The 13,016-nt window shown below is 44.1% G+C and carries 11 protein-coding genes, 15 tRNA genes and 1 rRNA gene; all 27 read left to right on the forward strand.

From position 1 onward, the window contains the following. Nucleotides 1-212 (forward strand): 23S ribosomal RNA (locus ACU1JV_RS17085); the annotation flags it as partial. A 66-nt stretch (nt 213-278) separates the two neighbouring features. Beyond that, nucleotides 279-354, forward strand: a tRNA-Asn gene (locus ACU1JV_RS17090). A 3-nt stretch (nt 355-357) separates the two neighbouring features. After that, nucleotides 358-449, forward strand: a tRNA-Ser gene (locus ACU1JV_RS17095). 17 nt (nt 450-466) lie between these two features. Continuing rightward, nucleotides 467-538 (forward strand) — tRNA-Glu (locus ACU1JV_RS17100). Nucleotides 539-609: 71 nt separating this feature from the next. Continuing rightward, nucleotides 610-685, forward strand: a tRNA-Val gene (locus ACU1JV_RS17105). 25 nt (nt 686-710) lie between these two features. Further along, nucleotides 711-787: transfer RNA gene (locus ACU1JV_RS17110), tRNA-Met, on the forward strand. Between the two features lie 15 nt (nt 788-802). Further along, a tRNA-Asp gene (locus ACU1JV_RS17115) sits at nt 803-879 on the forward strand. A gap of 35 nt (nt 880-914) precedes the next feature. Then, a tRNA-Phe gene (locus ACU1JV_RS17120) sits at nt 915-987 on the forward strand. 22 nt (nt 988-1,009) lie between these two features. After that, nucleotides 1,010-1,085: transfer RNA gene (locus ACU1JV_RS17125), tRNA-Thr, on the forward strand. A gap of 4 nt (nt 1,086-1,089) precedes the next feature. Further along, nucleotides 1,090-1,175, forward strand: a tRNA-Tyr gene (locus ACU1JV_RS17130). 7 nt (nt 1,176-1,182) lie between these two features. Then, a tRNA-Trp gene (locus ACU1JV_RS17135) sits at nt 1,183-1,256 on the forward strand. Between the two features lie 17 nt (nt 1,257-1,273). Next, a tRNA-His gene (locus tag ACU1JV_RS17140) sits at nt 1,274-1,346 on the forward strand. 9 nt (nt 1,347-1,355) lie between these two features. Beyond that, nucleotides 1,356-1,430 (forward strand) — tRNA-Gln (locus ACU1JV_RS17145). A 6-nt stretch (nt 1,431-1,436) separates the two neighbouring features. Further along, a tRNA-Gly gene (locus ACU1JV_RS17150) sits at nt 1,437-1,508 on the forward strand. Between the two features lie 11 nt (nt 1,509-1,519). Then, nucleotides 1,520-1,594 (forward strand) — tRNA-Cys (locus tag ACU1JV_RS17155). A gap of 11 nt (nt 1,595-1,605) precedes the next feature. Continuing rightward, nucleotides 1,606-1,684, forward strand: a tRNA-Leu gene (locus ACU1JV_RS17160). Nucleotides 1,685-3,548: 1,864 nt separating this feature from the next. Beyond that, the gene (locus ACU1JV_RS17165) at nt 3,549-4,070 is read left to right on the forward strand and encodes a MarR family transcriptional regulator (protein ID WP_165083766.1); all 522 of its coding nucleotides are present in this window, start codon (nt 3,549-3,551) and stop codon (nt 4,068-4,070) included. Beyond that, a complete protein-coding gene (gene sufC, locus ACU1JV_RS17170) occupies nt 4,051-4,827 on the forward strand; it encodes a Fe-S cluster assembly ATPase SufC (protein ID WP_013373007.1) in 777 nt (258 codons plus the stop codon). The genes ACU1JV_RS17165 and sufC overlap by 20 nt, the downstream gene beginning before the upstream one ends. Nucleotides 4,828-4,874: 47 nt before the next feature. Further along, nucleotides 4,875-6,158 (forward strand): Fe-S cluster assembly protein SufD, encoded by a 1,284-nt coding sequence (gene sufD, locus ACU1JV_RS17175; RefSeq protein ID WP_413987513.1) that lies wholly within the window; start codon nt 4,875-4,877, stop codon nt 6,156-6,158. 43 nt (nt 6,159-6,201) lie between these two features. Next, nucleotides 6,202-7,599: a Fe-S cluster assembly protein SufB gene (sufB, locus tag ACU1JV_RS17180; RefSeq protein ID WP_413986990.1), complete on the forward strand. Its 1,398-nt coding sequence runs from the start codon at nt 6,202-6,204 to the stop codon at nt 7,597-7,599. Between the two features lie 313 nt (nt 7,600-7,912). Next, the gene (locus ACU1JV_RS17185) at nt 7,913-8,152 is read left to right on the forward strand and encodes a NifU family protein (RefSeq protein WP_413986989.1); all 240 of its coding nucleotides are present in this window, start codon (nt 7,913-7,915) and stop codon (nt 8,150-8,152) included. A gap of 444 nt (nt 8,153-8,596) precedes the next feature. Further along, nucleotides 8,597-9,154, forward strand: coding sequence for a TetR/AcrR family transcriptional regulator (locus ACU1JV_RS17190; protein WP_413986988.1), 558 nt, complete (start codon nt 8,597-8,599; stop codon nt 9,152-9,154). Between the two features lie 143 nt (nt 9,155-9,297). Further along, nucleotides 9,298-10,524, forward strand: a complete 1,227-nt coding sequence (locus ACU1JV_RS17195) for an MFS transporter (RefSeq protein ID WP_413986987.1) — start codon at nt 9,298-9,300, stop codon at nt 10,522-10,524. A 127-nt stretch (nt 10,525-10,651) separates the two neighbouring features. Beyond that, on the forward strand, nt 10,652-10,963 hold the full coding sequence (locus ACU1JV_RS17200) for a LiaF transmembrane domain-containing protein (protein WP_016324716.1): 312 nt from the start codon (nt 10,652-10,654) through the stop codon (nt 10,961-10,963). An 88-nt stretch (nt 10,964-11,051) separates the two neighbouring features. Next, nucleotides 11,052-11,720, forward strand: coding sequence for a PspA/IM30 family protein (locus ACU1JV_RS17205; RefSeq protein ID WP_013373000.1), 669 nt, complete (start codon nt 11,052-11,054; stop codon nt 11,718-11,720). Nucleotides 11,721-11,727: 7 nt separating this feature from the next. Continuing rightward, a complete protein-coding gene (locus ACU1JV_RS17210; RefSeq protein ID WP_013372999.1) occupies nt 11,728-12,213 on the forward strand; it encodes a PspC domain-containing protein in 486 nt (161 codons plus the stop codon). Continuing rightward, nucleotides 12,213-12,917 (forward strand): PspA/IM30 family protein, encoded by a 705-nt coding sequence (locus ACU1JV_RS17215; protein ID WP_013372998.1) that lies wholly within the window; start codon nt 12,213-12,215, stop codon nt 12,915-12,917. Before ACU1JV_RS17210 ends, ACU1JV_RS17215 begins: the two co-directional genes overlap by 1 nt. The last annotated feature ends 99 nt before the right edge of the window (nt 12,918-13,016 follow it).

The raw sequence follows: 13,016 nt of genomic DNA on the forward strand, positions 1-13,016 counted from the left end.
CCGCTGGTGTACCAGTTGTTCCGCCAGGAGCACCGCTGGGTAGCTATGTACGGAAGGGATAAGCGCTGAAAGCATCTAAGCGTGAAGCCCCCCTCAAGATGAGATTTCCCAATTAGTAAGACCCCTTGAAGACGACGAGGTAGATAGGTTGGGGGTGGAAGTGCAGCAATGCATGGAGCTGACCAATACTAATCGGTCGAGGGCTTATCCTAAAGATAAGACGCAAGGAAGTTTCGGATCCAGTTTTCAAGGTGTAACCTTGAAACAAGTGTTAATATTCCCTGATAGCTCAGTTGGTAGAGCACTCGACTGTTAATCGAGTTGTCACAGGTTCGAGTCCTGTTCGGGGAGCCATATGGAGAGGTGTCCGAGTTGGCCGAAGGAGCACGATTGGAAATCGTGTAGGCGCCAAAAGCGTCTCGAGGGTTCGAATCCCTCTCTCTCCGCCAGAATTATTCTATAGCATGGCCCGTTGGTCAAGGGGTTAAGACACCTCCCTTTCACGGAGGTAACAGGGGTTCGAATCCCCTACGGGTCATAAAAAAAAAAAATAAAAAAAAGTTGCATTAAAAAGTTTGTTATGGTATAATATGAGAAGTGTTCCGTTGAGGAGGCTTAGCTCAGCTGGGAGAGCATCTGCCTTACAAGCAGAGGGTCGGGGGTTCGATCCCCTCAGCCTCCACCATTTGAAAATGAATACTTATTATTGTCGCGGGGTGGAGCAGTTCGGTAGCTCGTCGGGCTCATAACCCGAAGGTCGCAGGTTCAAATCCTGCCCCCGCAACCAATTTAAATCTATTATGGAACTGTGGTGTAGAGGCCTAACATGCCTGCCTGTCACGCAGGAGATCGCGGGTTCGAATCCCGTCAGTTCCGCCATTTAATGTATTACTTGAAAAAGGGTCTTATTGTGAGGCTCGGTAGCTCAGTCGGTAGAGCAGAGGACTGAAAATCCTCGTGTCGGCGGTTCGATTCCGTCCCGAGCCACTTTTAATTGAATAGTTTTTGTGCCGGTGTAGCTCAATTGGTAGAGCAACTGACTTGTAATCAGTAGGTTGGGGGTTCAAGTCCTCTCGCCGGCACCATTTTGGAGGATTAGCGAAGTGGCCAAACGCATCAGACTGTAAATCTGCTCCCTTACGGGTTCGGTGGTTCGAATCCATCATCCTCCACCAGTTTTATAGGGGCATAGTTTAAAGGTAGAACAACGGTCTCCAAAACCGTTGGTGTGGGTTCAATTCCTGCTGCCCCTGCCATACAATTATTACTTGCGGCGGTCGTGGCGAAGTGGTTAACGCACCGGACTGTGACTCCGGCATTCGTGGGTTCAAGCCCCATCGGCCGCCCTTTCTTATTGGGGATTAGCCAAGCGGTAAGGCAACGGACTTTGACTCCGTCATGCATAGGTTCAAATCCTATATCCCCAGCCATCTTATGCGGACGTGGCTCAGCGGTAGAGCATCGCCTTGCCAAGGCGAGGGTCGCGGGTTCGATTCCCGTCGTCCGCTTTTTATACTCTGGCGCCATAGCCAAGTGGTAAGGCAAAGCTCTGCAAAAGCTTTATTCCCCAGTTCAAATCTGGGTGGCGCCTCCATAATTAAATATGCCGGCGTGGCGGAATGGCAGACGCGCTCGACTCAAAATCGAGTGGGAAACCGTGGAGGTTCGAGTCCTCTCGCCGGTATAACTAAAAGAGTTCATTAGAGACATTCTCTAGTGAGCTTTTTTTATTTGAGTTTTAGTACCCCACTCATTGCTTGAGCTGAAGACACCTTTGAGTTGTATTCCAAATGCGAATAAATATTTGCCGTTGTTGCATAATCGCTGTAGCCTAACCATTCCTGAACTCTTTTCATGCTTACCCTAATACATCTACATAAATATACTCCAGGATTCAAGACAATAAGAATTGTCAGAAGATAAGCGATTGGATTCCTGTTATTCCTTCATACGAATCAGAAGCTCATAGAACGTGTCCACCAGTGGAAGTATATGGTGACTGGCTTTATTCTTGGTTCGGTCCTTTTCAATTTCAGTATATCTACCATTCAAATTGCCCGATGTGGCGGTATGTTTAATATTAATAGTCCAATTCAATAAATCAATAGCCGACCATTTTAATCCTACGACCTCGCTTCGGCTTAGCCCATAAAAGACAGCTAGGATAACGGAAAGCTCAATTCTTTCGCCTCGGATTACTGCGAGGAGTTGATTCAGCTCTCGGCATTGTAGAAGCTCACGACGTAATTGTTCTTTTTTGGGCTTTCAACTAAGTCAGGGAGATTCGCCACAATCAGCTTTATTTTCACCGCATACTGAAGGGCTCTGCAAATGTTCGCGTGATAATGAATAACGGTATTGGCGCTGACACCTTGCACATTCATTTCATGGGTATACAAGTTCTGAAAATCCTCTGTAGTTAAATCATCAAGGAATACATCCCTTTCTCTCGGAAAAAGGATCTACGTGGCCTTTTACAGTGTCGGAATAGGAGATATAGGAGATAAGCCCGATGCTGTTTTTCATCATCTCTAGCCATCGAAGCATAAAGTCTGCGAACAGCCTTTTGCTATTAACGGATGGAGTAGCCGCTTTTACTCTTACGCATATCTTCGTTTTCAACCGCGAGTGCTTGTCCTTCCATATGATAATTCTTCCTGGCTTCCTGAAGCAAGATTTCGGTTCTTTTCTTGGTTCCTTTTATCTTAAGCCCCGTAGGGATCCATTTTGGTTATCGTTTACCATTCTCATCTTTACAGTTAGGCGGATGTCCCGTTGTGCTTTCTCCTATTCCAACAACCCCAGAGGGTGAACCCGATCCTTTTTCAAATACCGGTTGAGCTTCGGAATGGATTTGCTACAAAAGTGGTAGCTGAATCCGCCGATGGATTGCTTTAGCGCCCAGAAGGTGTTTGATTTTGAAGCGGGCGGTCTAAAGTTCGATGATCTAGATCGCCTCCAGTGTCAGATCGGTGCTGGCTAGAATGGAGCATCGCCTGTTCGGATTCACCAGCAAAAACCACAGTTTTTGCTATACTCTTTGACCCCATAACATATCCAGACACAGGTAACTGACGGATTATTCATTGCCATACATGCTCACGATAGCGTACTCAAACGCGGCGATACGGCTTTAAAACAGCTCGGCCAAGCACCACCTTTGTCCTCTTTTTACGATAGCGACCCCGGTCTGTGGCAGGTGTACCATGACGTTCAATAGGCCACGGTATTAGACTTGGCTTCGGTTACCAGAACCATCCGGGTGCTGCCGAATGGGTTCCATTGATCAATCCTCGCAAAGCAGGATTGATCAGAGGTATTCAAGACCATTTCTGGGACGTGCCATAGTCAAAACACAGCATAAGGCCGATGACCATGACAACAAACCCATGAAAAACGCCTCCAAAATTGCGTCACATTTAACACAATTGATATTGATAATCAATATCAATTGTGTTAATATGATTTTGTTTACTAGTGAACAAAATATAATCTAATGGTGACACTGAACTTGATCTGCAACTACTACAAGAGGGGAGATTGGGAAATTGGAGTTTCAAAATCATTTTAAAGGTCATCTTTACGAGCAATATATTAAAATGCTACATCTGAATGAGCTGTATACTGAACAAGAAATTAACTCGTTTCGGCAACAGGCTAGAAAGTACCAGATTGACATGCTCTCCAATAATATTACTAGTGTACACGTTATTGATTGTATTGGTGATTATGAACCGATAAATCATACCGGGATTGTGGAGAAGATGGGGTTGTCCAAAGCTAGCATTACTAAAATTAGTGCAAAGCTGCTGGAAATGGGCTTCATTATGAGAAGTCGACTGAACAGCAATCGTAAGGAGATTTACTTTAGTTTAACGGATAAGGGAAGACATGTTTATCATTTGCATAAAAAACTGCACAAAGAAAAAGAAGAAAGGTTTTACCAATTCATTGAATCCTATTCAGAGGTTGAGCTGCAGACTATTGGAAAATTTATGAGTGATTTGGTGGCGCGTGCCGAAGAATACTCCGAAGGGAAGTTTACGATAAATGACGACATTAAAGATTGAGAAATTAAGATCCAAGATTGAAGGGAAAGAAATTTTAAAAGGGCTCACACTGGAGATTCATGGCGGAGAGATTCATGCGATTATGGGGCCTAATGGGACAGGAAAAAGTACATTGGCTTCAGCTCTAATGGGCCATCCCAAATATGAGGTTACTGGCGGTAAGGTGACATTGGACAATGAAGACCTTCTGGAGATGGAGGTGGATGAGCGTGCCCAGGCAGGCTTGTTCCTCGCTATGCAATACCCAAGTGAAATTGCTGGCGTGACCAACTCGGATTTTCTCAGAACTGCCATCAATGCACGGCGTGAAGAAGGTGATGAGATATCCTTAATCCGTTTTATCCGTGAAATGGAGAGCAAAATGAAGGGGCTGGAGATGAACCCGGAATTTATGCATCGTTATTTGAATGAGGGATTCTCTGGCGGTGAAAAAAAGCGGAATGAGATTTTGCAAATGATGCTGCTTGAACCCAAGTTTGTGATCCTGGATGAAGTGGACTCAGGGCTTGATATTGATGCACTGCGTATTGTGGCCAATGGCGTAAATGAGATGCGCAGCCCGGATAGAGGCTTTTTAATCATCACCCATTATCAACGACTGTTGAATTATATTACCCCGGATTTTGTGCATGTCATGATGCAAGGCCGGATAGTTAAATCTGGCGGTCCGGAGCTTGCCCACCGTTTGGAGGCTGAAGGGTACGATTGGGTGAAGGAGGAACTTGGGATTACGGATGAGACGGTAAGTGAAGCTTAAAAGCCGGAGAGGAGGAACAGCACGTGGATATACAAGCTAGAGTTTCAATGAATGTGGACGATTTACGCGCATGGTCAAGCGCTAAGGATGAACCTCGTTGGCTGATTGAACGCCGCGTTCACGCACTCGAACTGGCAGGGACGCTGGAGTTGCCTAAAGTGGAGAAAATCAATCTTGAAAAATGGGATATCTACGAAAGTGGAGATTACAAAGCTGAGAATGCGTGGTCTAGTTTGGAGGAAGCGCCGGAGGTTGTTCGAGGTTTGGTTGCTTCTCCGGTGAAAGGCGGACTAATCGTTCAGTTCAACTCGGATGTAGTGTATACGAAATTGTCCGAGAGCTTAGCCGCCCAGGGAGTCATTTTAACGGATCTGCATACTGCGGCAAATGAGCACGAGGAGCTGGTTCAACGTTATCTCTTTCAGGCAGTGAAGCCGGAAGAACATCGTTTATCTGCTGCACACAGTGCCTTATGGAGTGGTGGCGTTTTTCTATATGTCCCAGACGGTGTAGAGGTTGAAGCACCTATTCAAGCGATCTTTATTAACGATACAAGCGGTGTGTGTTTTGCTCCTCACGTCTTAATTGTGGCAGGGAGCAACAGCAAGATTACTTATGTGGATAATTGTGTATCGAGTCGTGATGATGTCAAGGTATTGCATAACAGTGTGACGGAGGTCTTCGCGGGGGCGGGCTCAAAGGTGCAAGTAGCTTCGGTTCATCAGCTTGCTGCAACTACAACAGATTTCACCCAGCGACGGGCGGTCGTTCTTGCTGATGGGGGTGTGGAGTGGATTATCGGTGAGATGAACAATGGTTATACCGCCAGCGATACCAAGACTTTGCTACAAGGCAACGGGGCGGTCTCCGACAATAAGGTGATTGCTATTGGCACGGGCAATCAAAAATCGAGCTATACAACTCAAGCTCAGCATTTTGGCAGAAGCTCGGTAAGCCAGATGATTACGCGTGCAGTCATGCTTGAAGAAGCTACGGCCATTATCAACGGCATTACAAAGATTGAAAAAGGTGCAACCCATTGTGATGGTCAGCAAACAGAACGCGTGCTTATGCTAAGTCCTAAAGCTCGCGGCGATGCCAATCCGATCCTGCTGATAGATGAGGATGATGTAACCGCGGGTCATGCTGCATCCGTGGGGCAAGTAAATGCAGAGCAAATCTATTATCTGATGTCGCGCGGGATATCACGGAGTGAAGCCGAACATCTTGTTATTTTTGGATTTCTCGCTCCTGTCATTTCGGAGATCCCGCTGGAAGGTGTTCGCAGTCGCCTAAAAGATTTAGTGGAAAGCAAACTCGGCAGATCATAGCAAATCAAAATGAATCTTGAAAGGTTAAAAAGGAGTGATACTAATGGCAAAAAAAGCACCAGATATGGGCGAATATAAATATGGGTTTCGCGACAAGCACCAGTCTATTTTTCAATCTGGAAAAGGTCTGACGGAAGAGATTGTCCGGGAAATTTCCCGGATCAAGGAAGAGCCGGAGTGGATGCTCAATTTTCGGTTGAAAGCTTTGAATCAATTCTACAAAATGCCGATGCCTGAATGGGGAGCGGATTTGACCGGGCTTAGTCTTGATGACATCCAGTATTACGTTCGCCCTTCTGAAAAACAGGGAAAGACCTGGGAGGAGGTTCCTTCCGAGATCAAAGCAACCTTTGACAAGCTGGGAATCCCTGAAGCGGAGCAAAAGTTCCTGGCGGGCGTATCCGCTCAATATGAATCGGAAGTGGTATATCACAGCATGCAGAAGGAACTGGAGGATCAGGGTGTTATTTTCCTTGATACGGATACTGCATTAAAGCAATACCCCGAAGTGCTTAAGCAATATTTTGGAACGATCATCCCTCCCGCCGACAATAAATTTGCGGCGCTTAATAGTGCGGTTTGGTCAGGCGGTAGCTTTGTATACATTCCGAAGGGTGTTCAGTGCGAGGTTCCGATACAAGGTTATTTCCGTATTAATTCTGAAAATATGGGTCAATTCGAGCGGACATTAATTATTGCCGAAGAGGGCAGCTTTGTCCATTATGTTGAAGGATGTACAGCACCTATTTATAGTACCAGTTCCCTGCATAGTGGAGTTATTGAAATTATTTGCCGGAAAGATTCCCGTATCCGTTACACGACTATTCAGAATTGGGCTCCTAATATCTACAACTTGGTAACCCAAAGGGCTGTGGTAGAAGAAAATGCCACAATGGAATGGGTCGACGGCAACATCGGCTCCAAGGTAACAATGAAGTATCCGGCAGTATTATTGAAAGGACGGGGAGCCAAGGGGTCCATCCTGTCTATTGCCGTAGCCGGTAAAGATCAGCATCAAGATGCCGGCGCGAAGGTAATTCACCTTGCTCCCGAGACAACATCTACGATTATATCCAAATCCATCAGCAAGCAGGGCGGAAAAGTAAACTACCGAGGGTTGTCCAGCTTCAGCCGCGATTCCGCAGGGTCCAAGTCCAATATTAAGTGCGATACGTTGATATTGGATAACATGTCAACATCAGATACGATTCCGTACAATGAAATTAAAAACGATCAGATTACTTTGGAGCACGAGGCAACAGTATCCAAAGTGTCCGAGGAACAATTGTTTTACTTAATGAGCCGCGGGCTTACAGAACAAGATGCTACACAAATGATTGTAATGGGCTTTATTGAACCGTTTACCAAAGAATTGCCAATGGAATATGCCGTTGAAATGAATCGGTTGATTCAATTTGAGATGGAAGGAAGCATCGGTTGATTCATTAATTTAATAGATCAAACCTTTATCATTCTTTAAAGAGGTGCTAGTAATGAAGAAAAATAATTCGGACGATTCAGAACTAGCTCAAATTACCCGAGAGATACGAAAACTTCAGTTCTGCTTCAATATGCTGTCAGGATTGAGCGCAAGTTGTGGTGTGATGATACCTTTAGACTCTATTCATACGCTTATAAGGGAACTTTCGGATCAAGAGGTCACTCTTAGGCAAAAAGCAAAGGATCACTCAGACGATCTAGGATGAAAAAGGTCTGAATTGACGGTTGGTAAAACAATGGGGGGAGTTGACATAATGGATGAAAATGGAGTTTTATTTAATGAAGTATCGGAAGTTCTTCTCAAACTACGTCCTTTCTTACTGCGTGACGGTGGAGATGCTGAACTGGTCGAAGTTGAGAACGGTATAGCAAAATTAAGATTTTTGGGAGCTTGCAATGGTTGCCCAAGTGCTACGATTACGTTAAAGGTTGCTATTGAGCGCGCAATTCTTAAGGAAATTGATGATATTAAAGAAGTTGTACAAGTATTCTAAATTCCTTGATACTGAGCAATTGAATTAGTCCTGTCGCAGACCCTAGCTACGGAAGTTGATCCCGCTGCTCAATACCAAAGTACATCGACAGATTACCTTGCGGGTCGAAATCGACGAGCAGTGCTTTTTTTACCTTCATTAAACAAGGTATTATCAAGATTGTATTCGGTGTTGAGTGAGGAACCGTGGAGGTTCGAGTCCTCTCGCCGGTATATATAGAAGGATGATAAAATGCTTTAATGCATTTTATCATCCTTTTTATTATTCGTATTCTTAACTTTAGCAACAAGATTAACTTGGATCCAGATGAGTGGAAGATAAGAACTTTGCAGAGATCCTTTTTAATTAGGTTTATATTTGACTGGGACTTTGAGGTTGTAGTAGGATGGTGGTACTGAAAAAACATTTATAGTTTATTAAGTGTAAGAGAAATGAGGAATGCATATGCAGGAAAGAATTTTGGAAGCTTTTGTAGAGGAAGTTCATGAGAATGGCTTGAAATTTACTATGGATGATCTTGCGAAAAGACTTGCCATCAGTAAGCGTACATTGTACGAGAATTTTTCATCTAAGACACTTATTTTAGAGACACTGATTGAGCGTACAAATGATGATATGATTCAAAAGACAGAACAAATTATCCAAAACAATGAATTAACTTTGTTAGAAAAGATTAAACAGTCGATTAGGGTTATGCCGCTGTATTATAAGTTTTATGATTTAAGAATATTAGACCAGATGAAAAAGTATTATCCTGAGCTTTGGAAAAGAGTACATGCTGATTTAAATGATTGGTCGCCGATTAGAACATTAATTCAGGAAGGTATCCGAGAAGGAATTATTGTGAACAAAAATGAAGCTCTGATCATGAAGCTTATTATTGATTCAGTAAATTTAACGCTTGATCAGCGTTTCTTTCTGGATAACAGTGTGACGGTAGAGGAAGCAACTTATTCCATTGTAGATATATTGTTATTTGGGTTAGTCGAAAAACAAAAATAGCCTAATAATATGTGCATATTAAAAGAGGCTATTTTTTTATGTGAAAACTAATAAAACAATTAAAGTTTTTTTGTTTTTGAAGTTGGGATACTGAAATAAACTATTGATAAATAAAAGGGGTTCTGAAAAGGAAGGGTGGAAATATGTCTATACTGACAAGAAATCGGGGAGCAATGCTGTTATTGATGCTTAACATTTTTTTAGCATTCATGGGGATTGGATTAGTTGTTCCTGTTTTACCTAAATTTATAAGCGAGCTAGGGATGAACGGTTCTTCCATGGGGCTGATGGTTGCAGCTTTTGCGTTGACACAGCTTTTATTATCACCGCTGTCAGGAAAATTGTCTGACCGTTATGGACGTAAAAAGTTGATTGTTTCTGGAATGTTCATTTTTATGCTGTCAGAGCTTGTTTTTGGACTGGCGAGTTCCGTCCCTACCTTGTTTGTTGCACGAATCATGGGCGGGGTAGGGGCAGCGTTGCTTACTCCTTCTATTATGGCCTACGTCGCTGATGTGACCTCGTTTGAAGAAAGAGGCAAGGGTATGGGGATGATTAATGCAGCGATTAATACAGGCTTCATCATCGGACCAGGGATTGGCGGTTTGCTTGCTGCCTATGGAATACGTATTCCCTTCTTTGCGGCGGCAGGTGCTGCAGGGATAGCGGCTATTTTGTCTCTGCTCGTGTTGCCGGAGTCTTTGAGCAAGGAAAAGCAACAGTACAATAGAGAGCTTCCGCGTGAAAAAGAAAACCTTTTACAGCAATTTGCGAAGTCCTATCAATCTCCGTATTTCATGGGCTTGCTCATTGTATTTGTCGTTGCTTTTGGATTGGCAAATTTTGAAACGGTATTTGGACTGTTTGTTGACCATAAATATGGTTTTACACCAATGGATATTGCCATCATTATAACGACAGGCTCTATTTTGGGAGCAGTTGTGCAAGCAACTATATTTGGTTGGATCATTAACCGTTTTGGTGAGAAAAAAGTAATTCACCTTTGCTTGGCTATTGGAGGACTGTTTATTTTCCTAACTTTATTTGCTGAGCAGTACGTGATGATTATGCTGACGACTTTTATCATTTTTTTGGCTATGGATATCCTTCGCCCGGCAGTAAGCACTTCTCTATCGCGGCAGGCTGGGGATGAGCAAGGGTTTGTAGCGGGTATGAACTCGTCCTATACCAGCTTGGGGAATGTAATTGGACCGTTAATTGCGGGACTGCTGTTTGATGTTCATATTAATATGCCTTATATGGTTGCAGCGGTAGCCTTATTTGCTTGTCTCGTCCTTTCACTACGCGCTAAGCATGCAGGAAAGCGGCACTCAACATCCCTTGCAGCAAAGCAGCATAGAGGAGGATAGCCGCAGGTCTATATCCATCCCCGACTTAGGTCTAGGTTCAAAAACCGTCTGGGGTCCGTTTTGTCAAACGCTAGGTCAGCGTACAATAAGAACATAAGCAAGACACAGTGAAAGGCGGTGAGAGATGATGAGAGTTAACAAAGGGAATGGGTTAGCCATTGTACTGATCGTGTTGGGTTCGATTATGCTGCTCGGTAAGTTTACTCCGTTTTTCGGTCACTTTGTAGGACATCTGATTGGTTATTTAATTCCGATAGCCATGGTTATGCTGGGGTACTACGGTGTGAAAAGAGGAAATGCACTCTTCGGCTGGATCGTGCTTGTGCTCGGGGTACTGATTTTACTGGGCAAGCTATCCTGGCTAATTGGACCACTGCTGGCAATCGGGTTAATCATATTTGGTGTATCCATGCTGAGTGACCGTAGAAGTCGCTACTGAATGTGACAGTTTGAGGATGAAGAATAATGTACGAAAGCAAAGAGCAAGAAATGATGAAAATACGAAATTGTGAAAGGAGTAGACGCCAATGAGTGTTTTTCGAAGAATGCGTGATATTACGGTAGCAACTTTCAATGAGCATTTGGAACAAAGCCAAGATCCGGTACAACTCATTGACCAGTTCCTATATAATACCCGTCAGGAAATCGCTGAAGCGGAAAAGCTTCAACAGCAGTATGCAGTGCATACAAGACAAATGAAGCAGCAGTTGGATCATGCATTATCCATGCAGGCCAAACGGGAGGAACAGGCGCTTCTGGCTTTGAAAGCAGATGAAGAACACGTTGCAAAGCTAGCCCTTCAGGAAAAAATGCTGTATGCAGAAAAAGAAGAGCAGTATAGAGAACTGTGGGAGCAGAGCCGTGAATCATTACGTGAATTGGAGCAACAGCTGGATACATTAAAAACAGAATACCAGACGGTACACAGTAAGCGTCAGTATTATGCTGCACGTGTACAAACGTTGAGACTCCAGCAGCAAATGAACGAACGGGCAGGTACATACGGCGGACGAAATGTTCCCCGAATGTTCAACCGCTTGGAAGACCGGGTAGCTGATATGGAAGCAGAAACGATGAGTTTGCGTGAATTGCGCCGGGGTGAGGAGTATACAACGGATGCTCACAGCGGTGGATCGCTGCTCGAACAAGAGTGGGCGAGACTGAAAAGCAAGCTGAACAACAGCGGGAAGGAGTAAGTAAATTATGACCCGAATTTACCGATCAAACCGGGATAGAGTATTAACTGGAGTATGTGGCGGTCTTTCTGACGCAACAGGAATGGACTCAACTTGGATACGTATTTTGGTTGTGATCAGTTTCTTTATTACAGCAGGCACCACATTTATGATTTATGTGATTGCAGCGTTGGTTATTTCCAAGGAACCAAGATCTCCTTACGACGGAGGATTTGGTCCAGATAGTGGTCCCTATACCCATCAAGATCCACGCTATTATGGCGGTAGTAGTACTAGAACGCAGTATGGACAAGGAACTGGTTACAATCAAGGCGGAGCATACGGCAACTCGAACCCGTTTGGTCAGGATGCCCGCTATTCATCCAAATTTAATACAGGGCACAACAGTGATCTGGATTCCATGATGGAAGATATCGAGAAAAAAGCAATGAAAAAGGAACTGGAAGAGTTACGTAAAAAAGTAGAGCAATTCGAGAAGGGAGAACGTAAATAATGGGAATTTTTAAAAGAATGAAGGATATGACAAGAGCATCGGTGAATGAAATGTTGGATAAAGTTGAAGATCCGATTATCATGTTAAATCAGTACTTGCGCGATATGGAGGCAGAAATTCACGAGGCTGAGGTAACAGTCGCCAAGCAAATGGCAAATGAGCGTCGTATGAAACAGCGTTTGGAGGAGGCTGTGCGTGTATCCAATGAGCGCGAAAAGCAGGCTGAATCTGCATTGCGAAATGGCCAGGAAGAAGTAGCACGCAAGCTACTGGGCGAGAAGGTTTATTTTGTGCAAAAGCAGGATGAATACCGTGACTTGCACACTCAAGCCGAGCTCCAAGCCAAAGAACTGGTACAGCAGCTTCATGGAATGAAGGATGAATTCTACAAAATGCGCAATAAGCGTAATGAGCTGGTATCTCGTGCTCAAATGGCAAAAGCCAAAAAGCAAATGTCGCAAATCAATAGTTTGCACACGATTGAAAGCGGGTCTGCTTCGCTGGGCTTCCACCGCATGGAGGAAAAAATCATGCAAATGGAGGCAGAAGCTGACGTACTGCGTGCCCCTTATCGTCAAGCACCGGGAGAGGCATATGTTAATCCCGCAGAAGCTGAAAAACAATTTAAAGTGGATGAGCAGCTTCAACAATTGAAGTCCAAAATTCAGGCAGGTGCTAAACCTGTAGATATGAAGAAGGACTAACTACTCGGAACCCAAACATTATGATATGCTGTATAGATGGACACTGACCAATAACAGTGCTCAATCTGTATGGTTCGGAAGCCATATGGCGATATATTT

The sequence above is a fragment of the Paenibacillus sp. T2-29 genome, from assembly GCF_052921365.1.

Coding starts and splice junctions, on each gene's coding strand:
- ACU1JV_RS17185 (WP_413986989.1), top strand. CDS start 7,913: ATGGATGAAAATGGAGTTTTATTTAATGAAGTATCGGAAGTTCTTCTC.
- ACU1JV_RS17215 (WP_013372998.1), top strand. CDS start 12,213: ATGGGAATTTTTAAAAGAATGAAGGATATGACAAGAGCATCGGTGAAT.
- sufD (WP_413987513.1), top strand. CDS start 4,875: ATGAATGTGGACGATTTACGCGCATGGTCAAGCGCTAAGGATGAACCT.
- ACU1JV_RS17205 (WP_013373000.1), top strand. CDS start 11,052: ATGAGTGTTTTTCGAAGAATGCGTGATATTACGGTAGCAACTTTCAAT.
- ACU1JV_RS17210 (WP_013372999.1), top strand. CDS start 11,728: ATGACCCGAATTTACCGATCAAACCGGGATAGAGTATTAACTGGAGTA.
- ACU1JV_RS17200 (WP_016324716.1), top strand. CDS start 10,652: ATGAGAGTTAACAAAGGGAATGGGTTAGCCATTGTACTGATCGTGTTG.
- ACU1JV_RS17195 (WP_413986987.1), top strand. CDS start 9,298: ATGTCTATACTGACAAGAAATCGGGGAGCAATGCTGTTATTGATGCTT.
- ACU1JV_RS17190 (WP_413986988.1), top strand. CDS start 8,597: ATGCAGGAAAGAATTTTGGAAGCTTTTGTAGAGGAAGTTCATGAGAAT.
- sufC (WP_013373007.1), top strand. CDS start 4,051: ATGACGACATTAAAGATTGAGAAATTAAGATCCAAGATTGAAGGGAAA.
- sufB (WP_413986990.1), top strand. CDS start 6,202: ATGGCAAAAAAAGCACCAGATATGGGCGAATATAAATATGGGTTTCGC.